Origin of the sequence: Pseudorhodoplanes sp., from assembly GCF_050250235.1 — a bacterium.
Lineage (GTDB): Bacteria > Pseudomonadota > Alphaproteobacteria > Rhizobiales > Xanthobacteraceae > Pseudorhodoplanes.
In genome coordinates, this window is record NZ_JBFWPA010000006.1 from 103,684 (window position 1) to 125,536 (window position 21,853).

Genomic DNA, 21,853 nt, shown 5'->3' on the forward strand with positions numbered 1-21,853 from the left:
ACAGCATCACAGGCCACTTCCGCTTCTGTGCGCGAAAGCGTTCCTTGCCGCATCGGGCTGCGGCTGGCTGGCGCCGGCTGTGACGGCGGCCTATTGGTGGCGCTTGAATCGCGCCGAAACCCTCTCGGCGATGCCTCGGATCGCGCCCGCCACCCCGGACGGCATCGCGTACATGAACGCAAGCAGGAAAAATCCGTAAATCGCCCACGGCGCGGACTTGGAAATATTGTCCGCGACATTGGGAACGAACTGGATGAACAGCGCGCCGTAAATCGCGCCCGAGATCGAGGCCAGACCGCCGACAACCAGACCTACGAGGAAGGAGATCGAAAGAAAGAATCCGAAGCTGTCAGGCGCCACGAACTGGACCGCGATCGCACCCAGCGCGCCGCCGACGCCCGTATAGAGTGCGCTGACGCCGAACGTGACCGATTTGTAGAGCGAGATGTTGATGCCCATGGCGGAAGCCGCGGTCGGATGATCGCGGATCGCAATCAGGGCGCGGCCGATGCGCCCGCGAATGAGGCGCACACCGGCGATGAACATGACGACCGTGATTGCCAGCGTGAACAGATAGAGCCATCGATCGGCGCTGAGCGGCAGACCAAACGGCGCATCCGGCTTGATGATGACGATGCCCTGCACGCCACCGGTCCATTCCTCGATGCCCTTGTATTTGAGTATCTGCGGGGTCACGACCGCGAGTGCGAACGTCGCCAGCGCCAAATACAACCCCTCCAGCCGCAGCGCCGGCAGCCCGAACAGAAAGCCCGCGGCCAGGCAGACCACGCCCGCGACCGGGATTGTCGACCAGTAAGGCAACCCCCAGCGGTCCATCATGATCGCGGCGACATAGGCGCCGATGGCAAAGAATGCGCCATGGCCGAGCGAGATCTGCCCGCTATAGCCGGTAAGGATATTCAGGCCCAGCAAGGCGATCGCATAAGCGAGGGTGAGCGTGAGCTGGAACGTCCGATAGTCGCTCAGAAAAAACGGCAATGCGGCGGCGCCCGCGATCAACAGCGTCAGAGCGAGCCTGCGCCAGACCGGCGCGGTCAGATCGATCTGCGATCTCGTGGCAAGATAGGCGTCTTGAGTCTCAGACGACATGATCAGACCCGCGTAACGATGGATTTTCCGAACAGGCCCGACGGCCGCACCGTCAGCACTGCGACAATCACCACCAGGGCAACGGTCAGCTTCAGGTCGGTCCCGATCACATAGGCGCCAAGGATGTTTTCCATGACGCCGACGATAAAGCCGCCGATGACGGCGCCGACCGGATTGTCGATGCCACCGAGCAGGGCGCCGGCAAAGCCGTAGAGCAAAATGCCCATCATCATGTTGGGATCGAGATAGACCACATGCGCGATCATCATGCCGGCAACGGCGCCGATCGCAGCCGCAAAGCCCCAGCCGAGCGCCAGCATCAGATCGACCCGGACGCCGAGGAGGCGACTGGATTCCGGATTATACGCAGCCGCCCGCATGGCGAGGCCAAGCGACGTATGGCGAAAGAAGACATAGAGCAGCGCCAGCTCCGTCAGGGTGATGATCGCTGCGCCAATTTCGTGACTCGTGAGGTATTTGCTGCCGGGCAACCCGTCGAACGGAGACGGAAACGTCTTGAGGGTATGCGTCCACATCCAGCCGGCGAGGCTGTTGAAGATCAGCAGCAGCCCGATGAAGACCACCACAACCACCAGATCGGACTTTCCGGCGGCAGGCCGGATGACGACGCGCTCCAGAAGAACGCCCGCTGCAAACGAGATCGCCAGCACCAGGAAGAACGCCGACCAATAGGGAAATCCCATCTCGATCAGCGTCCAGGCGACGTAGGTCGAGAACATCGCCATCTCGCCTTGAGCGAAATTCACCAGGTGCGTCGCCTGATAGATCATCACCAGGCTGAGCGCGACACTCGCATAGATTCCGCCGGTGGCAAGTCCGGACAAAAGCTGGTGTACGAACGCTTCCATTCTAATATCCGAGATAGGACCGTCGCACGGACGGATTTTGCTGAATGTCACGCGAGGTGCCGGACACGACCACGTTCCCCGTTTCGAGGAGATAGGCGTGGTCAGCGAGATCGAGGGCCAGACTCGCATTCTGCTCGACCAGAAGCATGCTGACGCCCTGCTGCTTGTTGATCGAGCGCATGATGGAGAAGATTTCCTGGACGACGAGAGGCGCCAGCCCGAAGCTTGGCTCGTCCAGCAGCAGCAGTTTCGGGCGCATCATCAGCGCGCGGCTGATGGCGAGCATCTGCTGCTCGCCGCCCGACAGCGTTCCCGCCTGCTGTCCCTGGCGCTCCTTCAGACGCGGAAAATAGCCAAAGACCAGTTCGAAGTCCTGCGCAACGCCCCTCTTGTCGCTTCGGGTATACGCACCGAGCTTCAGGTTCTCGTGGACGGTGAGCTGCATGATCGTGCCGCGCCCATTCGGCACATGGGCGATGCCGCGCCGCGCGACGTCCTCGGTCTTGCGGCCATCGATGCGCGCCCCTTCAAACCGGATCGCGCCTTCGGTGCGGACCATGCCGGAGATTGCGCGCAACGCGGTTGTCTTGCCGGCTCCGTTGGCGCCGAGAATGGTGGTGATGCCGCCCGGCTGAAGCACAAAATCGATGCCGTGCAGAACGCGGGTGTTGCCGTAGAATGCCCGCAGGTTCTGCGTCTGCATGAGCGCGGCCGTCATTGCGCGGTCCCGAGATAGGCGCGAATGACCTCCGGATCGCGCTGCACTTCTGCCGGCGTTCCCTCGGCGATCTTGCGACCGAAATTCAGCGCGACGACGCTGTCCGATACCGTCATCACGAGGTTCATATGATGTTCGACGAGCAGCACGGTGATGCCGAGTTGATCGCGCACCCGGAAGATGAGATCGCGCAGCGATCCCATCTCCTCGTGGTTCAGACCGGCGGCCGGCTCGTCGAGCAGCAGCAGCTTGGGCTTGCTCGCAAGCGCGCGGGCAAGTTCGACGCGCTTTTGAAAGCCGAACGGCAAGTCAGCGACGGCGCGGGCCGCGACCGATTGCAGACTGACGAACTCAACGAATTCCTTTGCACGGCCGCGCAACTCTTCCTCTTCGCGCCGCACCACGGGAAGGCCGACGGCATTCGCGGCGAACCCGTTGTTCGCGGTGCTGTGGCCGCCGATCATCACATTTTCCAGGACGCTGAGCGAACGAAACAAGGCCAGATTCTGAAACGTCCGCCCGACCCCGAGCGAGGCCATGAGGTGCACGGGCGCACGGCTGATGTCGTTGCCGTCAAAGACGATCCGGCCACGATCGAAAGGATAGAGCCGCGACAGGCAGTTGAACAAGGTGGTCTTTCCGGCCCCGTTCGGTCCGATCAGCCCGCAGATATCGCCCCTTCGCACGTCGAACGTCACCGCATCCAGCGCAACGACACCACCGAACCGGACGGTTACATCATCGATTGCAAGCATCGCCCCGTCTGAAGGACGCGCGCGCAACTGCGTGTCACCGGCGTGCCGCGGCACGGTTCTCGCGGCAGGGCCGGAGCTGTTCGTGACAGAGGGCATAACCCCACTCCGTTCGGGAATGCGACACCCGGATGCGCAACATAAGCTGATAACGATAGCTAATTTTGTAAGCTATTCAAGCAAAAATTTGTTGCAACGCCCCGCCGCGGCTGGCTGCGGTCCTCGCAGAGGAAAGCCTTCGCAAATCAGCATTGCCTGCAAGCAATTTTGAGAATCGGAGCAAATGCGCTAGGCAAAGAAATGAGCACGATTGCCGAAAAGCGCGGCGCGCGAAGCCGGATGATGCGTCGTTCCGCCGCGTTGCCGGCCAAGGCACCGCTGACGATTTCACGGCCCGAAATGCTGGTCGATGGGTCGGACCGTCAATTCAGGCAATTGGTGCATAATCTCTTCGGATTGCTGGCCCGCCACGAATCGGTGCGCGCCGGGCACGGTGCGCGCATCGGTCTGGTCGGTATCGAATACACGGTATTGATTTCGATCCGGCATCTGTCGGCCGAAGAAGGCGACGTCAGCGTCAACCGCGTTGCCGACCACCTGCATCTCAGCGGCGCTTTCGTCACGACCATCACCAACAGGCTTCTCAAGCGCGGGCTCATTCACAAGACCACCGACCCGGCCGACCGGCGACGTGTGCGTCTTGAGGTGTCGGCAAAGGGCAGCGAATTGCTCGCCCGGCTCGCGCCGGTGCAGCGCCGCGTCAACGATCTGCAATTCGGCTGCCTGACCGCAAAGGAGTTCCGGTTTCTTCTTGATATCACAGAGCGCCTGATCGAGAGCAGCGAGCGGGCGGTCAAGCTGCAGGCCTTTCTCTCCGACCAGCCCGATTCCGCCGCCGAGAATGTTGCCTTCTATGATCAGGCATCCGGCGCGGAAAAGCCGGCCCGGGTGAAATCGCGCTGACTGGAGCGATATCTGACTTGGGCGAGAGCTGACTGGGGCGAGATTTGCGCGTCTGACTGCCGGGCCTGCCAGACATTCGACAGCGGACAGTTGCGGGCGGATCGGAAGGGCGCTGCCGTCTCCCCGATCCTCGATCGGCCAGCCTCCCGGTCAGTCCCTCATGCGCGCCATCTCTGCCGCGCGGGCTTGAACGGTTCAGACCGCCTGCGTGATTGCAGCCGCGTCCGCAATTCCCGCTAAACCTGAGGCGCGATCTCCACGGCCTCGAAGCCGCGTGGCATATGCCAGCGGCCGCAGCAGGACGGCAGCAGACAGCGGATGGCGAGATGGCCGGCCGGCAGCGACTCCAGCGTCCTGCGCGCAATGCGCTGCGGGACATCGCCCTGTCGTGATACGCGATCGCGATGCACGCTGGTGAGGTCACGACGTTGCCGCTCGGTGGCCACAGCGTCAATCTCAAGCGTATCGGGATCCAGCACGACGCCGTAATAATCCTTCGCCGCGTCGAGCGATACATAGCCCTGCCGCACATCATGCTGAACCTGTCCGGCCGGCCGCTCCAGCGGCGATCCAAAGCCGCCGCCGCCGCCGGATCGCAGAATGAAGGCATCACCTGCCTTGACCCTGGCGCGGAACAGCTTGGCATTCGGCACGTCATCCTCCACGATGCCGTCACGCCGCATCAGCATGTCGTTGCCGGTGCCTTCGAGACCGCCTTCAAGGCCCCATGGCAGACACACCGCACGCTCGATCTGGGCATTGACGTTGAAGTCGGAGATCGCCTGCACGACGGTCTCGACGCCCAATCCGCCGCGGTAAAGTCCGGGTCCGCCGGAATCCTGGATCAGCGAAAGGCTCTCAACCATCACCGGATACTTGGCTTCGAACTGCTCGTTCGGGCTGTTATGGGTGTCGCCGTCATTGATGCAGACGGTGGCAGAGACGCCGTCCTCGCCACGTTTGGCGCCCCAGCCGCCGCCGAGCGGACCGAAACTCGTAATGAACAGCTTGCCGGTATCGGCATCGTTGCCGTCCAGCAAGGCGACGCAGAGATCGGCATGGTGACCGGCAATCACCTGATCCGGTATCGCCTTGGACAGCGCCTTGAAGATGGTATCCACCACCGTCATGGGAAAACTCATCCACCAGCGCATCGGCGCCGGGCGCACGGCACTCACGATGCGACCTGGAGGCAAAATCACTTTCAGATTTCGAAAAGAGCCATCGTTGACGGGATAGTCGGTCGGCGACGTGACGCATTTGAACGCCACCTGCGCGCAGGCAATGCCGGTCGTGGGGCCGGAATTGTAGAAGCCCCTCACCTGCTTTGCGACATCGGTCAGATCCACGGTCACCTCGTCGCCCGCGACGATGACCTTGACACGGATCGGAACACGTTGCGCGACATCCACCGCGTCGTCGTCCATGAAGCTCTCGGCTTCGTAGACGCCATCCGGAATGGCACGGGTGCGCTCGCGCGCCGCGATTTCAGACTGGTCCATCAGCACCGCAATGCAATCCAGAACCGGCTGCTGACCGTAGCGGTCCAGCAATTCGAGAAACCGGCGTTCGCCGGTCTTGATCGCGGTCACCTGCGCGCGAAGATCGCCCATCGCGCGTTCGGGCAGGCGGACGTTGATACGGATGATGTCGTGGATGTCCTGATTGACCACGCCCGCGCGGGCATATTTGACGATCGGAATCTGCAGGCCCTCGGAAAAGATGTCGGTCGTGACGCCGCCAAGCGTGCCGCCAACATCCGGCCAATGCGCCATGCAGCAGGAAAATCCGATCAGTTCGCCCTGGTGGAAGACCGGCATCGTGAAGGTGAGATGGTTGAGATGACTTCCGGTGATATAGGCGTCGTTGGTGAGCAGGATGTCGCCCGGCTGGACGCCTTCCTTCTCGAAATGCCGGATTTTCGCCTTCACCGTTTCCGACATGCCGCGGATGAACATCGGCAGCCCGAGGCCGATGGATACGGTATCGCCGGTCTTCGTGAAGATGCCGACGGTGAAATCCAGCGCCTCGTAGATGATCATGTTGTAGGCAGTGCGCATGAGATTGGTCTTCATCTCCTCCGTCACCGCCATCACGCCGTTGCGGACGATCTCGACCAGGATCGGATCGGCAGCCAGCTTGCGTTCCGTCCCCATCATTGCCGCCCTCCCGAAATGCTGATCACCAGATTCCCGATCGTATCGACCTCGATCTCATCGCCCGGCAACGCCACGGTCGTCGATGCATGTTCTTCGATCAATGCCGGCCCCTGAATGCGATTGCCGGCGAGCAGTTTTTCGCGCGCGAATGTTGGCGTGTCCGCAAATCCGGTCTCCTGGAAGTAAGCCTTGCGGTTGCCGGTATGGGCATCCGCAGGCGGCGTTGCGTCGCCTCGTGCGATTTGCTCGATCCCGGGTTTCTCGACGATCCCTGTCACCGTGGTGCGCAGGCTCGCGATTTCGGCAGGTTCCGCGGGGGCCGAGGTGCCATAACGCTGCGCATGCACGGCATCGAACAGCGATTTGATCGCCTTGCGGTCACGGCGGTCAAAATGCTCCTGTGGGATTTCCACCGTGACCGTGTGCTCCTGACCGACATAGCGCATGTCGAGCGCGCGCTGCACGGCGATCTGGTTGGGCGCGATCGCGGACGCGGCAATGGCCTCGCGACCCTCGGTTTCCAGTTCCCGGTACACGGTCTCGAAGCGGTCGAAGTCAAGCGCCTCCAGCGCCACGAACCAGGTGCGGACAAAATCGTAGCGAAGATCCGAGAACAGCATGCCGAAGGCCGAGAAGTGGCCGGGCGCACGGGGAATGATCACTTTCCGGATACCGATCTCCCGCGCCACGGCCGTCGCATGCAAGGGACCCGCGCCGCCATAGGCAACGAGCGCGAAGCTGCCTGCATCGAGGCCGCGCTCCGTTGTCACGCCCTTGACCGCATAGGACATCTTCGTGGCGGCAATCCGCAGAATGCCGCTCGCTGCTTCCGTGGTCGTAAGGCCGAGCGGCTGCGCGACCTTGTCACGCATCGCTCGTTCGGCGGCATCCGCGTTGAGATGCATTTCTCCACCGAGAAAACGATCGGCGCCCAGCCGGCCAAGGATGAGATTGGCGTCGGTGATCGTCGGCTCCGTGCCGCCGCGATCATAGCAGGCGGGGCCGGGCTCGGCGCCGGCACTACGCGGGCCGACATGCAGCGCGCCGCCATGTTCGACGCGGGCGATCGAGCCGCCGCCGGTTCCGACCTCGAAAATGTCGATGGTAGGAACCTGAATCGGAAGCGCGCGGTCATAGCTTCCAATCAGCGCATGGCCGGTCGTCAGCGCACGTCCGTTCTGGATCACGCCGGCCTTGGCGGTTGTACCGCCCATGTCGAAGGCGATGGCATTGTCCATGCCTAGCGCATGACAAAGCGCCTGCGTTCCGATTACGCCCGAGGCCGGCCCGGATTCCAGGATGCGGATGCATTCGCGGCGCGCCTTGTCGAGCTCGAACAGGCCGCCGGTCGATTGCACGACGAGAAAGGTGCCACGGAAGCCTTCGGTGGTAATGCGCTCCCCGATCTCGGTCAGATAATGCTGCACGCGCGGACCGACGAAGGCGTTGGCGACGACGGTCGAGCAGCGCTCGAATTCCCGATATTCCTGCGACAGCTCATGCGATGCCGAGACAAACGCCTTCGGGAGACGTTGCTGCAACAGTTCCTTGGCGCGCAATTCATGCGCGGGATTGCGATAGCAATGCAGGAACAGGATTGCGACCGCCTCGATCCCCTCGCGCTCCAGCTGATCGGCGACTGACAGCAATTCGGACTCATCCAGCGGCTTGTGAACGCGACCGTCTGCATAGAGCCGTTCCGTCACTTCATAGCAATGCGCGCGCGGAACCAGCGGGACATGCTTCTGAAAAAACAGATTGTAGGCATCGGGCCGGTTGATCCGGCCAATCTCGTAGACGTCGCGAAAGCCGCGGGTCGTGACCAGCGCGGTCTTTGCACCCGTCCGCTCCAGCATCGTGTTGATGACGACCGTCGAACCGTGAAGGAACAGTCCCGCTTCAGAGAACGCCGTTCCGGCCTTGGCCACACCCGACTCGATGCCCTCCACCATCGCGCGCGGCGTGGACAGGCTCTTGCCGAGCAGCAGCCTGCGCGAGCTTTCGTCGAAGGCTGCGACATCGGTGAATGTGCCGCCGATATCGGCAGCCAGACGCAGACGTTGCGGGCGAGATGGGGCAGTCGTTGCAGGCGGCATCTGCGGCATTGGCTCCCGGACATTCGCAGCCTGTTGAGACCGGCCGCTTCGCTGCTGGGCCGTCGAGACGGCTCGTTTCTCATTGACAAATTCCTTGCCTAATAGCAAATGGCGCCTGCATGGCCGCTCAGCGAAAGGGCATTCAGTCCGTCGAGCAGGGAGTGAAACTCCTGGAAATCCTGATTGCCGCGCGTCAGGCCTTGCCGCTGCGAACGCTGGCTCAGTCGTCCGGCATGTCGCCAAGCATGGCGCACCGGTATCTGGCGAGCTTCATCCGCGCTGACCTCGTATGCCAGGATGCGGCCAGTGGATATTACGATCTCGGCACGCTTGCGTTGCGGCTCGGAATGGCGGCGCTGAACCGCGCCGACCTTGTCCAGATCGCCGACGACGAATTTCGACAATTGGTGGCGCGCGTGAATGTCGATGGCCACCTCTCGGTGTGGGGCGATTACGGCGTCACGATTGTCCGCATTCATGACAGCCACGTCCCGATCCTTTCGAACCTGCGGCTCGGAGCCGTTCTGCCGCTCTACGACTCAGCGGCAGGACGGATCTTTCTTGCGTTCCAGTCGCAACCGACCATCAAGTCGGTCCTGCGCTCGGAACTGGCGCAGCGTGAAGAAAGGCGGCCCTCATCGAAGGAGGTCGCCGCCGCAGCGCATCAAGTCCGCTGCGAAGGTTTTGCCTGGATCGACGGTCAGGTGTTTCACGGCATTCGCGCCATCGCCGCTCCGATCTTCGATCCGCAGGGCAGTCTGCGCGCTGCCATGTCGCTGGTGAGCAACCAACCCAGTCTCGTCGACTTTCCGAACCCGATCATGGACGACCTGCGCGACACGGCAAAACGCGTTTCTCACAGGCTCGGATGGCAGGGCGCATGATGGAGCGAATATCGCCCAATGACGAGAGCGGCGACACTCGGCGATAACGGGCCGACATCAAAGACAATCCGGCGCCGTTATGCTCAAATGCCGGAAATCACAAAAGTCCGACTGGAGGAAAAATGATGACGATCAACCAAGGCTTTGAACCCCGCCGCGCAGGCCGGCCGACCGGTGGACGCTTCGTCGGCGCCTCGCTTCTGGCGGGGGCGCTCGCGGTTGCGCTTCCGATCCTGACCGCGCAAGCGCTCAGGGCGGAAACCGTGCTCAAATTTGCCGCGACGGTTCCGCTCGAGAACGCAACCGCGACGCGAGTCTTCAAGCCATGGGCTGACAAGATCAATGAAGAGGCCAAAGGCGAGTTCAGGATCCAGGTTTACGGGCTCGAACTCGCCAACAGCCGGAATGTCTGGGAAAGAACCCTCAGCGGCGTAGTGGATATCGGATGGGCGCTGCATGGGACGGTCGGCCTTCCTTTTCCCAAGACATCGGTGATTACGCTGCCGTCGCTGGTTGAGGACAAGCAGGCCGGCGCGGCGTCCGTCGCGCTTTGGAAACTCTATGAGAGCGGACTGCTCGCCGACGAGTACAAGGGCGTAAAGGTCATGGGCCTGGTGGCGCTGCCCGTTCAGGGCCTGGCGTCCAAGTCCAAGGTCGCCAAGTTCGAGGACATCAAGGGTCAGAAAATCAGATCTGCCGACAAGCTCTCCGGCGATATCGCGACAGCCCTGGGTGGCTCGCCGATCTCCCTGTCTGCCACCGAGGTCTACCAGGCGCTCAGCCGCGGCGTTGTCGATTCGGCAATCGCAAACTGGATCATGATGGGCGCCTTCCGCCTTACCGAAGTGACCAACGATTACGTCACCGGCGTCTCGCTCGGATCCCCTTCCGGATTCATCATCATGAATCCGAAGGCTTATGAGAAGCTGTCGGACAAGGGCAGGAAGATACTGGAAAAGCATGTCGGCGCCGGCACGTCGCGTGAAATCGGCTCCGGCCTCGAGAAGCTGTCTCATGGCCTGCGCGACTCCATCATCAAGGGTAATGCGAAATACAATGTCGTCGAGCTGAGCGCCGACGAGAAGGAGCGCTGGAACAAGGCCCTCAAGGCGACCCAGGACCGCTGGATTGCGGAGACCCCGGATGGCAAGAAGGTTCTGGATCAGTTCAAGGCCGAGTTCGACAAGGCGAAGACCGCGAACTAGCAAGCGCAAGACCTGCGTCTGATGCAAGGCCGTTTGCTGGCTCGCATTGAAGCCAAGACCAATGCGATAAGCCGCATTGCCGCGTTTGTCGGGGTGGTGGGGATGCTCATTATCGGCATCCTCACCGCCTTTGACGTTATCGTACTGCGTTCAATATTCAATGCACCGATCGCCGGTTCGAATGAGTTCCTGAGCACGATTTTCGCCGTTGCGATCGCGGCAGTGCTGGTAAGCGGTCTCGCGCAACGCGCAAGTCTGGAGATCGATTTTCTCAAGGCCTTCGTCAACGACCGGGTGGCCGCATGGATGCGCGTGTTCGGTCACACCCTGTTTCTGGCGATCCTCTGCCTGACGAGCTGGCAGGTGGTGGTCTACAGCCTCAATGCGATCGAAATCGGAAAAATCACCATTGTCCTCCAGTGGCCGCTGTGGCCGTTCCTGCTGGGCGTTTCGTTGTTTTTCTCGCTGTGCGTGCCGGTTCAGCTGGTTGTCGTCCTGTCGATGATCGCGGAGGAACTGTCGCCGCAGCCTGCCGAAGGCGGCGACCGCCCGGGCTACAGCGGCGCTCGGGTCGCCACCATCTTCGCGATCATGTTTGCCGGCGCGGTGCTGTTGTCGGCGGCCGTCTATGCCGGCAGCAATGCCCTGCGGCCCGTGCTGACGGATGCGAGCACGGCATTCTCGATATCGGTATTCTTTCTGCTGTGGCTGCTGATCCTGCTTTTCGTTCCCATCGCGGCAGCGCTGATCATTTGCGCGGTGATCGGAACCGGCGTTCTGATGGGCTATCCAACCGCCCTGAACATTCTGGGCTCCGAGACGGTCGGGCTGATCACCAACGAGGAACTGGCCGTTCTTCCGCTGTTCATGATCATGGGCGCATTCGCGGGCGTGGCCGGCCTGTCATCGGACATCTACCGCCTGGCCCACGCCACGTTCGGACCATTCCGCGGTGGACTGGCGCTCGCAAGCGTTGGCGGATGTGCCGGCTTCGGCGCCCTGACCGGCTCATCCCTCGCAACCGTGGCGACCATCGGCACCGTTGCGATACCGGAGATGAAGCAGCGCGGTTATTCGATGCAATTGTCGACCGGCAGCATCGCCGCGGGAGGAACGCTGGGCCAGCTGGTGCCGCCGTCGACGGCGATCGTGCTGTATGCGATCCTTGTGGAGCAATCGATCGGTCGGCTTTATATCGCGGTTCTCATCCCGGCAGCGCTCACCGTCCTGCTATACACCGCCGCCATCGTCATCTGGGTATCCCTCGATCCAAAGTCGGCGCCGGGACGCACGCCTTTCAACGGCAGAGAATTCCTGCATGCATTGCATCGCTGCAAGAGTGTGTTTCTCATGTTCGGCATCGTCGTTGGCGGCATCTACACCGGCTTTTTCACCGCGACCGAAGCGGCGGCCGTCGGGGCCACGATCGCGTTCATGATCGCGCTGTTCAGGGGCAAGCTCAATTTCACGGCTCTGGGTCACGTCGTCGGCGAGGCAACCCGGTCTACGTCGATGCTCTACTTCGTCATCATCGGCGCGATGGTGATCTCCTTTTTCTTCGGCACATCGGGGCTGCCTCAGACGCTGCTCAATTCGCTCACCGGACTGGGACTTTCCAACCTGGCGGTCATTGTCATCCTGATCGGGATATTCATCGTGCTCGGCACGATCATGGATGCTTTTGCAATCATGATCGTCACCGCCGGTCTGGCCTCTGCGATCGTTCAGAGCCTCGGCTACGATCCAATCTGGTGGGGCATCATGATGGTCATCCTGGTCGAACTCGGCGTCCTGACACCGCCGTTCGGCATGAACCTCTTCGTCATGAAAGCATTGGTTCCAGACGAGCGCATGAGCACGATTTTTCGGGGCGTCATGCCCTTTGTCGCCGCCGACATTGTCAAGATTGCGCTCCTGATCGCATTTCCCGCATTGATCTTGTGGCTGCCCGCGCTGGCGTTCAGCCGCTAGGTCTTCTGACCCTTCGCAGCCGAAAGCTGCTGGCCGACGCATCTTGCCGATATTGCAACAACGCGCCGCAAACGGCCAGTTCCGGTGCCCGTACCGAACATGTCGGCTCACAACACCCGCTGCGTTGCTCCCGTGAATCCGGATTGGCCTTTCGCCCATGATGGCTGTTATGTCCCGTTGATCGCTGCAACGGCCGCCGCATGATCGCGCGCTGAAAAACCTGGAAGGCAATGCTCATGGACGCGTTCATCTGCACGACCTGCGGCACCCAATATGCCGAAAGCGAGAAGCCTCCGGCAGAATGCCTCATTTGCGAGGAAGAACGCCAGTTCGTGCTGCCGACCGGACAATCGTGGACCACACTCGCGAGGCTGCGCAGGACCCACATGGCCACCTTTCGCGACGACGGCGGGCTGATCGGGATCGGCACATCGCCGAATTTCGGAATCGGGCAACGCGCATTGTTGCTGCGAACCGCAACCGGCAACATTCTCTGGGATTGCATCAGTCTGATCGACGGCACGATGGTCGATATCATCAACGGGCTCGGCGGCCTGACGGCGATCGCAATCTCGCACCCGCATTATTACACCACGATGATCGAATGGAGCCGCGCATTCGGGAATGTTCCGGTCTATCTGCACAAGGCTGACGCGTCATGGATCATGCGATCCGGCCCCTGCCTGTCGCTCTGGGAGGGCGACACCAGGACGATCGCGGAAGGCGTGACGCTGATCCGCACCGGCGGTCATTTCGAAGGCGGCACCGTCCTGCATTGGGAGCAAGGCGCCGGCGGCAAGGGCGCAATCCTGAGCGGCGACCTGTTGCAGGTCGTCGCCGATCGCAAGTTTCTGGGCTTCATGCGAAGCTATCCCAATTTCATCCCGCTCGGCGAACAGGCAGTCCGCGCCGTGGCAGCGACGGTGGAGTCGTATGAATATGACGCGATTTACGGCGCGTTCTGGGATCGCGTGATTCCTGAAAACGCGAGGCAGGCGATGCATGATTCCGTCGAACGGCATATTCATTGGCTGACCTGCGGCCCACTCTGACTGAAACAGCAGCCATGGCGGTCCGTCTCGCCACTTTCGGTGTCGCCTTCGGCGTGCCAACGCCGTGTTTCGCGACGGCAAAGGGCCGACAGAGCCAGACCGGGTTCAAAATAAACCGTGAATGGGGCATCGTTTCCGCCCTTGTTCTTGTATTGAAGAAGACTGACAGTTTACGGCCTCATCAGGAGGTCCGCCGATGGGGGGAAAGCCATGAGCGCCGACGCTACTCTGCAGGACAATTACAAGGGGGTTTGGGACACACGGATCGGATTTGGCACTGCACCGGCCTTGATCGTCATCGATTTCATGAAAGGCTACACCACCGAAGGATCGCCGCTATTTGCGCCGGGTGTCGTTGCTGCGGTTCGCGAAAGCAGGTCGCTGCTTGACAGCGCGCGTCACGCCGGAATTCCCGTGATCCACACCATCGTCCGTTATCAGCCGGTCCATTTCACGGATGGCGGAATCTGGTTGAAAAAGGCGCCCGTTCTGAAATGCCTGGTCGAAGGCAATCCGCTGTCGGAAGCCTGCGACGAAGTGAAGCCTCGGGATGGCGAACTGGTGATCACCAAGCAATATGCCAGCGCCTTTTTCGGCACCTGCCTTGCAGCAACGCTGACCGCGGCGCGCATCGACACCGCCATTCTCATCGGCTGCTCCACAAGCGGATGCATCCGCGCATCCGCCATTGACTCGGTGCAGCATGGTTTTCGTACCATCGTGGTCGGTGATTGCGTCGGCGACCGTCATCCGGGGCCACACGAAGCCAATCTCTTCGACATCAACAGCAAGTACGGCGACGTGGTCTCAAGCGCCGAGGTCGCGGCCTATTTCCAGCAATTGCATCGCGGGTAGGACAGCGGCGGCGCGTTCACGCGCCAGGAGGACCACTCAAAACCGCGCCCGGGCTGCCGGCGGGTTTTTTCATACCGCTTTCGTTAACCAATCCCGCGGTTTGCCCGAAGCGGCCATGTTTTTGTCGTCTACATTCCATCCTCGCGCCTTTACCCGGGTTTAACCACGCTCGGCCAAGGTGAATGGGGGAATTCTCGTTGGGTTGTGTGGGGGACTTGCGTTCCATGGCGCGTGCGACCTCTGGCCGGCGCGTCCGGATGCGCGCGCGGCAGGCAGGACCGTTTCAGGCAGGCCGGTTTCTGGGCCGAATCGCCGGCTCGCTGGGCCGTGGCGTTGCTGCTGTCCTGGTGGCGTTCGCGATCGTGACGGGCACGCTGGCGGCGGCCGGGTGGGTCTTCTCGGTCGCCAGCGACGCGCGGACCGATCGCCGATCCACCATCGGGCTTCCAAAACAGAGCCGTCTCGCCTGGTTTTCGATCCCCGCAGCCGCGGTGGCCTCGACCGTTCCCTACGTCATGCGCAACTGGCCGGACGAGAACGAACGCGACGACGTCACCACAGGATCGGTCGCTGCGGATCGTGCCGCGCTGCCCGCCTCCGGCCTGCTCGGCGGCATTGCCGGCGACGCCATCTTCAGCGGCCCGCTTGGCAGCCAAAGCTATCAGTTCGAGCAGCGTTTCTCCGCCGTCACCGACCGCTTCGAGCGGCTGGTGCGGCCGGCGATCGTACCGCCGATGATCATGCCGCGCACGCGCCCACAATTGGCCGCGCTGCCGCCGGCCACCGGGATCCGGATTCCGGACGAGGATCCGCAGCTTCAGAAGACAGCGATCTACGACATCAACGCCAAGGCGGTTTACATGCCGAACGGCGAAAAGCTCGAGGCGCATTCGGGGCTCGGCCAGTATATGGACGACCCCAGGCACGTGAAGCTTCGCATGCGCGGCGTGACGCCGCCGAATTCCTACAAGCTCACCATGCGCGAGGCGCGGTTCCACGGCGTCGAAGCGATCCGGATGAATCCGGAGGACAAGCCCGCGATGTTCGGGCGCAACGGCATCCTCGTTCACCCCTACATGCTGGGCCCCAACGGCCAGTCGAACGGCTGCGTGTCGGTCAAGGATTATCCGAAATTCCTCGCCGCCTTCAAACGCGGCGAGGTCAATCGCATGATCGTGGTGTTCCGCCTGCCGGAGCCGCCGGCCGCCTATGCGCGCCGCAACATCGGCAAGAACAGGACCGCGAAGGCGCTGTAGCGCCGAGCTTCACGGCCGGGCGTCCCCGTCCGCGCGAAAGCCGGCCCGCCATAGGCGGCCAGCACGATGGCCGCCATCAGCAGAACGATCAGCATGGTCTTCATCACGCGCCTCCCCTACGCCGCCCGACCGGACAAGCCTGCCGCGGCCGGTTGCGGCTGCCCGGCACCGCATCGCAACGCGCCGGCGCCGGGAAAGGTCGGGCCCGGCGGTTCGGGTCTGCGCGAGAAGTCCACGCGCACGACATTGTGCTCCCGCCCGATCACGTAACGGTTGAGTCTGGTCGCGATCATGGCCGCACCTATTGCAGCGTATGGCCCTGATCCGGCTTGCCGCGGCGAAGCAGGCCGCGCAGCCGCCGCTTGCGCAGCGACCGTGCCGCGCCGGGCATCGCGTGATTCGCCTGCCGGTCAAGATCGCGCAAGCACTCCATGATCTCTTCGAAGCGCACGCGCGTGCCGCCTGGAATCTCGCGCAGTTCGGGCGCGGCTTCCAGCGCACAGGCATCCGACGCCCAGGAGGCGAGGATGGCGCGCTTCTCGTTCAGGGTAAGGTCGGGATCGCGCACCACCTCCGACGGATGCGAGAAAGCCCGCGCCGGATGCAGCAATTCATCAAGGTCGAAGCGTGTGCTCATCGCCGGCCCTCCCTTTCGGCCGGGACGGCAAAGCGGTCTGGTCTCATAGCCATCATCTCCAAAGAGCATGCTCCAGAGAGCAACGTTGCTACGAGCAGGAGCCGGACGTCCTCCAGCGCCCGCAACAGGCCCATTTCGGCGCCCGTCGGCTGGACGATTTAGGGCGGCGCCGCGCACCGTCAAGAGGCGGATGGGTGCCATAGAAGCCGCCCGGCCAGGCCTGTTGTCGCCGGTTTCTCAGTGACTTAAGTGGAAGCGGCGGAATGTCGCACCGCGACTGTCACGCGTCGTCGCGGTCCGCTTCCCTGGTGCTGAGCCCATGGCCGAGCGCCACCCGCTCGTCGAACACGAAGCATTCACCCCGCCAGCGGCTCCCGCTTTCCGGCACGGTTTCGAGATAGCGCAGGATGCCGCCCCTGAGCTGATAGACCCGGTCGAAACCGCGCGCGAGCAGATACGCACTGGCCTTTTCGCAGCGGATGCCACCGGTGCAGAACATCGCGATCTTGCGGTGCTTTGCGGGATCGAGTTCGCGCGCGGCATAATCGCGAAACTCGCCGAAGCGCGACAGCTTCGGATTCACCGCGCCTTCAAAGGTGCCCATCGTCACCTCGAAATCGTTGCGGGTGTCGATGACCAGCATCTCGCCGTCGGCAATCAGCGCATTCCAGTCGGCGGCATCGACATAGGCGCCGACTTTTTTCGTCGGATCGGTGGCATCGCCCAGCGTGACGATCTCCTTCTTCAGCCGCACCTTCATGCGCCGAAACGGCATTTCGGGCGCGGTGGAATATTTCAGTTCGAGATTGTCGAGCCGCCCGCCGAACAGGGCGCCGTCGCGCAGCTCCGTGATGAGTTCATCGATCGCGTCATCCTTGCCGGCGACGGTGCCGTTGATGCCTTCATGCGCCAGCAGGATCGTGCCCTTGATGGCAAGGCGCTCGCACAGCGCACGCAGCGGCTCGCGCAGGCTCCGGAAATCCGGCAGCGCGACGAATTGATAGAGCGCGGCGACTTTCAGCATGGTGGCGATTTATCAAAGGATGCGGAATGCGGAAACCTGTTTGCGCTGGGTGCGCTGCAGAAAGAATCGAACTCCGCAGTCAGCTCTTGCGCTCCGCGTCCCATGGTCGCCGCGCGGCATGGCGGATGTGCAAAATCCGCGCTTCGCCCGCTTCGATATCCCAATAAATCAGATAAGGATAGTGGCCAACCGGGAGCACGCGCGTCTGCTCTTCGCCCGCGAGACGGCCCGCATGCGGAAACTGCCCAATGACGTCCAGCGTCTTGCGCATGATCCGCGCCACGTTGACGGCGCCTTGCGGATTTTTCCGGTCGAGATAGCCAAGGATTTTTTCGAGGTCAGCGCGCGCGCGGGGCGTGAAGCGCAGTGTCATCAGGCGTAGCGCTTCCAGATCGACTCGATCTCGGCCGCGGGCACGAACTCGCCGCGACGGGCCTGCTCAAGACCTTCCCGAATGGCGGCGCGAGCCTCATCATCGAGCGGCACAATCCCGACGCCACCCTCCGTCATCGACAGGAGCACGGCAGCAAGCGCATCCTGTTCGTCCGCAGGCAATGCGCGCGCGCGTTCAAAGGCTTGTTCCAGCAGCTTGGTCATCGCGGTGTCTCTCCCGTCGTTTACCGCACGAAGCTGAAATTCCGATCGAACAGAAGCTTCATGCCCCTGCGATTGAAAGCCGACGCTCGCGATCGGCTGCGTAGGCCAGACACGCTCTGATGTCAGTCTCGGTCAGTTCCGGATTATCCGAAATAATCTCAGAGTGCGACATACCGCTCGACAGCCAACCGAGCATATCGCTGACAGCGATGCGCGACCCGCGCACACAAGACCGCCCTTCGCGCTTTCCCGGCTCGATTGTGATGATGTCTTGATAGTTCAGGAAAACCTCCTGTCACTTGAGACTGAATTATAGGGAGTCGTGCTCGGCCCGTCACGCGGGACAGTTGCTCACTTGACGTATAGAGCCTTATGGATTATATTCCTATTCATCCCATCCACCGAGGGCGTTGTCATGAGACGTCATGAAGGCGGGGTGGGATGCGGCGCCTGCGGGTGGGATTCGTAACCCTGCCTCCGGGACGCTTCGGGTTGGCCGTCCGGCCCCACTACGGGGGTCTGCAGGTAGTCCTGCTGGACGATGGCCTGGCCGAACGCGGGCGAAAGCCTGCGGGATAAGGATGGGCGCGGCTCATCCGGCCAGGCCCGGAAGAACGGCTCCGGAGCGCGAAATCGCCGCGGACGGTGCGCCGAGAGGCGGCCGCATGGTGAAAGTCATGCGGCACAAAGGACTGGCCTGCGCTTCCCGGCGCGCCGTCCCCCTCCCCTTGCGGGAGGGACAAGGAGAGACAGGCGCACCCGGCGCCTTCCAAACAACACGGGCGGCGGCGCATGCCCGGTTTTCATCCAAAGCTTCCACACACGCACTGTCTCACAGGAGAAATCGCGCTATGCATTCACCCGCTCATTCCCGCGAAAGCGGGAATCCAGAAATCTGGGTCCCCGCCTTCGCCGGGACGAGCGGACGAGGACAGTCTGCCCGCAGCCATGGACGCAAAGACGCCAGACACAAAACAGCAGCACCACGCTCCCCTGCCCGGCCGCACCGCGACTGCGATCGGCTTCTGCGCGGTGGTCCTGTGGGGCACGCTGGCGACGCTGACCACGCTCAAGGGCGGCGGCATTCCGCCATTCCAGTCGACCGCCATCACCTTCCTGGTCGGCGGCGCGACCATCGCGGTCTACGCGATCGCGACCGGCCCCGCGCGCGCCATGGTGCCGACGCTGCCCTCGTTCCTGCTCGGCATCTACGGGCTGTTCGTATTTCACGTTCTCTATTTCGCCGCGCTGAAACTCGCCCCGCCGGCGGAAGCCGGGCTCATCGCCTCTCTCTGGGCGCTGCTCACCGTGCTGCTGTCCGGCTTCTTGCCGGGCGTGACCCTGAGCTGGCGGCACATCATCGGCGCGCTGATGGGCTTCACCGCCGCAGGCCTGCTCGTGTTCGACAAGATCGGCGCATCCAGCGGCCATCCCGATGCGCTGGTGGGTTTCAGCTTCGCGTTCGCCAGCGCCGTGGTTTGGGCGACCTATTCCGTCATGTCGCGGCTGATCGCGGCGGTGCCGAGCGAGAGCGTGGCACCGGCCTGTTTCGCCACCGCAGCACTCGCGCTCGCCTGCAATCTCGCGTTCGAAGGCTGGGAGGCGCCGACCGCGTCGCAATGGATCGTGATGGTGCTCTTGGGCCTGGGCCCGATCGGGTCCGCCTTCATGCTGTGGGACATCGGCATGAAGCACGGCAATGTCGCGTTCCTCGGCGTGCTTGGCTACGCCACCACGGTGATCTCGACCACGCTCCTGATCGCGCTCGGGCTGGCGGCGCCGACCTGGGTGCTGCTGGTGTCGGTGACGCTGATCGTTCTGGCGGCGCGGCTGGCGGCGCCGCGGCGGCGCAAGGCGTAACGCCGGGCCTCACGATACGCGAGCCGTGCAGCCTTACGACGCGAGACTGGTCGTGGGGATCGGGAAACGCGGTACACGGTCGGGCATCTGGTCGGCGGCCGGATCGGCGGGCGCGTAGAGCCCGCGCCGGTCGGGCACCGACCTGAACCCATGAGTCAGTCCGATCGTGGTTTCGGCGGCGCCGAGGATGAGAAAGCCGTCGGGCACCACCACGCGCGCCATCCGGTCGAGCATGCCGGACTTGGTCGGCTGATCGAAATAGATCAGCACGTTGCGGCAGACGACCAGGTCGAACAGCCCCAGCCGCGAAAAATCGGTCAGGAGGTTGAAGTTCCGGAACTGCACCATGGCGCGGATGTCTGCCGCGATCTGCCAGCTCTCGCCGATCTGGGTGAAGTACTTCACCAGCAGCTGGATCGGCAGACCACGCTGCACCTCGAACTGGCTGTAAATTCCGGCCGCGGCCTTTTCCAGCACCGCGGTCGAGAGGTCGGTCGCGAGAATCTCGATGCGGAAGCCGTCGAGCAGCCCGCCCATCTCCTTGATCGCCATCGCCAGCGAATACGGCTCCTGCCCGGTGGAAGCGGCGGCGCACCAGATGCGGATGCGCTTGTGGCGCGCTCGGCTGCGCATCAGCTCCGGCAGGATAAAGGTGCGGAAATGATCGAACGGGATGCGGTCGCGAAAGAAGAAGGTCTCGTTGGTGGTCATGGCTTCGACCACCGCGGCGGTCAGCGCCTCGTCGGTTCCCAGGCGCAGCCGGCGCGCAAGCTCGGACAGGTTGGGAATCTTGTTGCGCTGCGCCACCGGCATCAGGCGGCTCTCGATCAGATATTGCTTCTCGGCCGACAGCATCAGGCCCGAGCGCTGCTTCAGGAGCTTGCGGATGAAATCGAAGTCGCTGCCGGTCACGGATGCCTCCCGAAGGCGCGCGTGATCGCCTGCGCGATGTCAGGCAGCGGCAGAACCTGGCAGCACAATCCGGCCTGCGCGGCAGAACCCGGCATACCCCAGACGATGCTGGTTGCCTCGTCCTGCGCGATGATGCCACCGCCCGCCGCGACGATGTCGGCACTGCCTTCGGTGCCGTCGGTACCCATTCCGGTCAGGACCAGGCCGAGGACCCAGGCGCCCCATATCCCGGCGGCGGAAGAGAACAGCCTGTCGACCGACGGCTTGCAGAAATTGATCGGCGGACCATCGTCCAGCACCGCCACCGGCTGTCCATTGTCGCGCGCGACCGCGAAATGCCGGTGCCCCGGCGCAACATAGATGCGGCCGGCACGGATCGGTTCGCCATCCTCCGCCTCGCGTGCCAGCCGTCCGGTGGCGCGTGCCAGATGCTCGGCGAGGATGGTGGTGAAAGTCGGCGGCATGTGCTGGGTAATGAGCACGGGCGCGCGGTCGATCACCGGACCGAGCCGGCTGCAGATTTCGTTCAGTGCCTGCGGCCCGCCCGTTGACGCACCGATCACCAGAACGCGAGGGGGGACCGTCGCTGCACCACGCAGAGCGAAGGGCTGTGTCTCCCTTTCCTCTGCGGCTGTGATTTGCTTTCCGACCCACCGGGCGCGGCGTGCCCGCTGCGCCATCAAGGGCGGCGACCGCCGTGCCCGCGCGCCAAGCTCGCGAATCTTTGCGATCAGCGAATGCCGATAGCCCTCGCTCGTGATCGCGCCCTGGACGTCCGGTTTCTGGATGCAGTCGAGCGCACCGAGCGAGAGCGCGCGCAACGTGACTTCCGCATTGCGTCGGGTCAGCGTCGAAGACATCACGACGGCGAGACCGGGCTTTTTTTTCAACAGGAGTGGCAGGGCCGTGATGCCATCCATGTCGGGCATGTCG

Annotated in this window: 23 protein-coding genes; 8 read left to right on the top strand and 15 right to left on the bottom strand. The window is 62.9% G+C overall.

Going from position 1 to position 21,853, the window contains the following annotated elements; genetic code table 11:
* Positions 1–90: 90 nt before the first annotated feature.
* Genes AB7F49_RS04910 through AB7F49_RS04925 form a run of 4 tightly spaced genes read right to left on the bottom strand, consistent with a single transcriptional unit; the run spans position 91 to position 3,452 of the window.
* Positions 91–1,110 (bottom strand): branched-chain amino acid ABC transporter permease, encoded by a 1,020-nt coding sequence (locus tag AB7F49_RS04910; RefSeq protein ID WP_428520705.1) that lies wholly within the window; start codon positions 1,108–1,110, stop codon positions 91–93.
* Between the two features lie 2 nt (positions 1,111–1,112).
* Complete coding sequence (locus AB7F49_RS04915; protein WP_428520706.1) at positions 1,113–1,979, bottom strand: branched-chain amino acid ABC transporter permease; 867 nt, start codon at positions 1,977–1,979, stop codon at positions 1,113–1,115.
* A gap of 1 nt (position 1,980) precedes the next feature.
* Positions 1,981–2,697 carry an ABC transporter ATP-binding protein gene (locus tag AB7F49_RS04920; protein WP_428520707.1) on the bottom strand — a complete coding sequence of 239 codons (717 nt, stop codon included), beginning with the start codon at positions 2,695–2,697 and terminating at the stop codon, positions 1,981–1,983.
* A complete protein-coding gene (locus tag AB7F49_RS04925) occupies positions 2,694–3,452 on the bottom strand; it encodes an ABC transporter ATP-binding protein (RefSeq protein ID WP_428520708.1) in 759 nt (252 codons plus the stop codon). Before AB7F49_RS04925 ends, AB7F49_RS04920 begins: the two co-directional genes overlap by 4 nt.
* 297 nt (positions 3,453–3,749) lie before the next feature.
* Here AB7F49_RS04925 and AB7F49_RS04930 point away from each other — a divergent pair, with 297 nt between their 5' ends.
* Positions 3,750–4,412, top strand: coding sequence for a MarR family winged helix-turn-helix transcriptional regulator (locus AB7F49_RS04930; protein WP_428520709.1), 663 nt, complete (start codon positions 3,750–3,752; stop codon positions 4,410–4,412).
* A gap of 236 nt (positions 4,413–4,648) precedes the next feature.
* On the opposite strand, the gene AB7F49_RS04935 is transcribed toward AB7F49_RS04930, so the two are convergent.
* Positions 4,649–6,571 carry a hydantoinase B/oxoprolinase family protein gene (locus AB7F49_RS04935; protein ID WP_428520710.1) on the bottom strand — a complete coding sequence of 641 codons (1,923 nt, stop codon included), beginning with the start codon at positions 6,569–6,571 and terminating at the stop codon, positions 4,649–4,651.
* Positions 6,568–8,667, bottom strand: a complete 2,100-nt coding sequence (locus AB7F49_RS04940; RefSeq protein ID WP_428520711.1) for a hydantoinase/oxoprolinase family protein — start codon at positions 8,665–8,667, stop codon at positions 6,568–6,570. Before AB7F49_RS04940 ends, AB7F49_RS04935 begins: the two co-directional genes overlap by 4 nt.
* A 119-nt stretch (positions 8,668–8,786) precedes the next feature.
* On the opposite strand from AB7F49_RS04940, the gene AB7F49_RS04945 reads away from it, so the two are divergent.
* The 6 genes from AB7F49_RS04945 to AB7F49_RS04970 all read left to right on the top strand — a co-directional run bounded on the left by AB7F49_RS04945 (position 8,787) and on the right by AB7F49_RS04970 (position 15,890).
* A complete protein-coding gene (locus tag AB7F49_RS04945) occupies positions 8,787–9,551 on the top strand; it encodes an IclR family transcriptional regulator (protein WP_428520712.1) in 765 nt (254 codons plus the stop codon).
* 125 nt (positions 9,552–9,676) lie between these two features.
* On the top strand, positions 9,677–10,756 hold the full coding sequence (locus AB7F49_RS04950; protein WP_428520713.1) for a TRAP transporter substrate-binding protein: 1,080 nt from the start codon (positions 9,677–9,679) through the stop codon (positions 10,754–10,756).
* 21 nt (positions 10,757–10,777) lie between these two features.
* Entirely contained in the window at positions 10,778–12,727 is a 1,950-nt protein-coding gene (locus tag AB7F49_RS04955; protein WP_428520714.1) for a TRAP transporter large permease subunit, read from the top strand.
* 236 nt (positions 12,728–12,963) lie between these two features.
* The gene (locus tag AB7F49_RS04960) at positions 12,964–13,779 is read left to right on the top strand and encodes an MBL fold metallo-hydrolase (RefSeq protein WP_428520715.1); all 816 of its coding nucleotides are present in this window, start codon (positions 12,964–12,966) and stop codon (positions 13,777–13,779) included.
* Between the two features lie 210 nt (positions 13,780–13,989).
* Positions 13,990–14,634: an N-carbamoylsarcosine amidohydrolase gene (locus tag AB7F49_RS04965; RefSeq protein WP_428520716.1), complete on the top strand. Its 645-nt coding sequence runs from the start codon at positions 13,990–13,992 to the stop codon at positions 14,632–14,634.
* Positions 14,635–14,858: 224 nt separating this feature from the next.
* Positions 14,859–15,890 carry a DUF2778 domain-containing protein gene (locus AB7F49_RS04970; protein ID WP_428520717.1) on the top strand — a complete coding sequence of 344 codons (1,032 nt, stop codon included), beginning with the start codon at positions 14,859–14,861 and terminating at the stop codon, positions 15,888–15,890.
* Here the strand turns inward: AB7F49_RS04970 and AB7F49_RS04975 are convergent.
* The 7 genes from AB7F49_RS04975 to AB7F49_RS05005 form a co-directional block, all read right to left on the bottom strand.
* Positions 15,842–15,994, bottom strand: a complete 153-nt coding sequence (locus AB7F49_RS04975) for a hypothetical protein (protein ID WP_428520718.1) — start codon at positions 15,992–15,994, stop codon at positions 15,842–15,844. The genes AB7F49_RS04970 and AB7F49_RS04975 overlap by 49 nt on opposite strands.
* A gap of 12 nt (positions 15,995–16,006) precedes the next feature.
* Entirely contained in the window at positions 16,007–16,183 is a 177-nt protein-coding gene (locus tag AB7F49_RS04980) for a hypothetical protein (RefSeq protein ID WP_428520719.1), read from the bottom strand.
* Positions 16,184–16,191: 8 nt separating this feature from the next.
* A complete protein-coding gene (locus tag AB7F49_RS04985; protein ID WP_428520720.1) occupies positions 16,192–16,527 on the bottom strand; it encodes a hypothetical protein in 336 nt (111 codons plus the stop codon).
* Between the two features lie 280 nt (positions 16,528–16,807).
* Positions 16,808–17,551: a rhodanese-related sulfurtransferase gene (locus AB7F49_RS04990; protein WP_428520721.1), complete on the bottom strand. Its 744-nt coding sequence runs from the start codon at positions 17,549–17,551 to the stop codon at positions 16,808–16,810.
* Between the two features lie 79 nt (positions 17,552–17,630).
* Complete coding sequence (locus tag AB7F49_RS04995) at positions 17,631–17,924, bottom strand: type II toxin-antitoxin system RelE/ParE family toxin (RefSeq protein ID WP_428520722.1); 294 nt, start codon at positions 17,922–17,924, stop codon at positions 17,631–17,633.
* On the bottom strand, positions 17,924–18,148 hold the full coding sequence (locus tag AB7F49_RS05000) for a hypothetical protein (protein WP_428520723.1): 225 nt from the start codon (positions 18,146–18,148) through the stop codon (positions 17,924–17,926). Before AB7F49_RS05000 ends, AB7F49_RS04995 begins: the two co-directional genes overlap by 1 nt.
* A 58-nt stretch (positions 18,149–18,206) precedes the next feature.
* Complete coding sequence (locus AB7F49_RS05005; RefSeq protein WP_428520730.1) at positions 18,207–18,431, bottom strand: DUF433 domain-containing protein; 225 nt, start codon at positions 18,429–18,431, stop codon at positions 18,207–18,209.
* Between the two features lie 665 nt (positions 18,432–19,096).
* Between AB7F49_RS05005 and AB7F49_RS05010 the strand changes: the two genes are divergently transcribed.
* The gene (locus AB7F49_RS05010; RefSeq protein WP_428520724.1) at positions 19,097–20,008 is read left to right on the top strand and encodes a DMT family transporter; all 912 of its coding nucleotides are present in this window, start codon (positions 19,097–19,099) and stop codon (positions 20,006–20,008) included.
* A gap of 33 nt (positions 20,009–20,041) precedes the next feature.
* Here AB7F49_RS05010 and AB7F49_RS05015 read toward each other — a convergent pair whose 3' ends face one another.
* Positions 20,042–20,920, bottom strand: coding sequence for a CheR family methyltransferase (locus AB7F49_RS05015; RefSeq protein WP_428520725.1), 879 nt, complete (start codon positions 20,918–20,920; stop codon positions 20,042–20,044).
* Positions 20,917–21,853, bottom strand: a 937-nt coding sequence (cheB, locus tag AB7F49_RS05020) for a chemotaxis-specific protein-glutamate methyltransferase CheB (RefSeq protein WP_428520726.1), incomplete at its 5' end; no start/stop codon positions are given. The genes AB7F49_RS05015 and cheB, both read right to left, overlap by 4 nt.

Coding starts and splice junctions, on each gene's coding strand:
- AB7F49_RS04910 (WP_428520705.1), bottom strand. CDS start 1,110: ATGTCGTCTGAGACTCAAGACGCCTATCTTGCCACGAGATCGCAGATC.
- AB7F49_RS04915 (WP_428520706.1), bottom strand. CDS start 1,979: ATGGAAGCGTTCGTACACCAGCTTTTGTCCGGACTTGCCACCGGCGGA.
- AB7F49_RS04920 (WP_428520707.1), bottom strand. CDS start 2,697: ATGACGGCCGCGCTCATGCAGACGCAGAACCTGCGGGCATTCTACGGC.
- AB7F49_RS04925 (WP_428520708.1), bottom strand. CDS start 3,452: ATGCTTGCAATCGATGATGTAACCGTCCGGTTCGGTGGTGTCGTTGCG.
- AB7F49_RS04930 (WP_428520709.1), top strand. CDS start 3,750: ATGAGCACGATTGCCGAAAAGCGCGGCGCGCGAAGCCGGATGATGCGT.
- AB7F49_RS04935 (WP_428520710.1), bottom strand. CDS start 6,571: ATGATGGGGACGGAACGCAAGCTGGCTGCCGATCCGATCCTGGTCGAG.
- AB7F49_RS04940 (WP_428520711.1), bottom strand. CDS start 8,667: ATGCCGCCTGCAACGACTGCCCCATCTCGCCCGCAACGTCTGCGTCTG.
- AB7F49_RS04945 (WP_428520712.1), top strand. CDS start 8,787: ATGGCCGCTCAGCGAAAGGGCATTCAGTCCGTCGAGCAGGGAGTGAAA.
- AB7F49_RS04950 (WP_428520713.1), top strand. CDS start 9,677: ATGACGATCAACCAAGGCTTTGAACCCCGCCGCGCAGGCCGGCCGACC.
- AB7F49_RS04955 (WP_428520714.1), top strand. CDS start 10,778: ATGCAAGGCCGTTTGCTGGCTCGCATTGAAGCCAAGACCAATGCGATA.
- AB7F49_RS04960 (WP_428520715.1), top strand. CDS start 12,964: ATGGACGCGTTCATCTGCACGACCTGCGGCACCCAATATGCCGAAAGC.
- AB7F49_RS04965 (WP_428520716.1), top strand. CDS start 13,990: ATGAGCGCCGACGCTACTCTGCAGGACAATTACAAGGGGGTTTGGGAC.
- AB7F49_RS04970 (WP_428520717.1), top strand. CDS start 14,859: ATGGCGCGTGCGACCTCTGGCCGGCGCGTCCGGATGCGCGCGCGGCAG.
- AB7F49_RS04975 (WP_428520718.1), bottom strand. CDS start 15,994: ATGAAGACCATGCTGATCGTTCTGCTGATGGCGGCCATCGTGCTGGCC.
- AB7F49_RS04980 (WP_428520719.1), bottom strand. CDS start 16,183: ATGATCGCGACCAGACTCAACCGTTACGTGATCGGGCGGGAGCACAAT.
- AB7F49_RS04985 (WP_428520720.1), bottom strand. CDS start 16,527: ATGAGCACACGCTTCGACCTTGATGAATTGCTGCATCCGGCGCGGGCT.
- AB7F49_RS04990 (WP_428520721.1), bottom strand. CDS start 17,551: ATGCTGAAAGTCGCCGCGCTCTATCAATTCGTCGCGCTGCCGGATTTC.
- AB7F49_RS04995 (WP_428520722.1), bottom strand. CDS start 17,924: ATGACACTGCGCTTCACGCCCCGCGCGCGCGCTGACCTCGAAAAAATC.
- AB7F49_RS05000 (WP_428520723.1), bottom strand. CDS start 18,148: ATGACCAAGCTGCTGGAACAAGCCTTTGAACGCGCGCGCGCATTGCCT.
- AB7F49_RS05010 (WP_428520724.1), top strand. CDS start 19,097: ATGGACGCAAAGACGCCAGACACAAAACAGCAGCACCACGCTCCCCTG.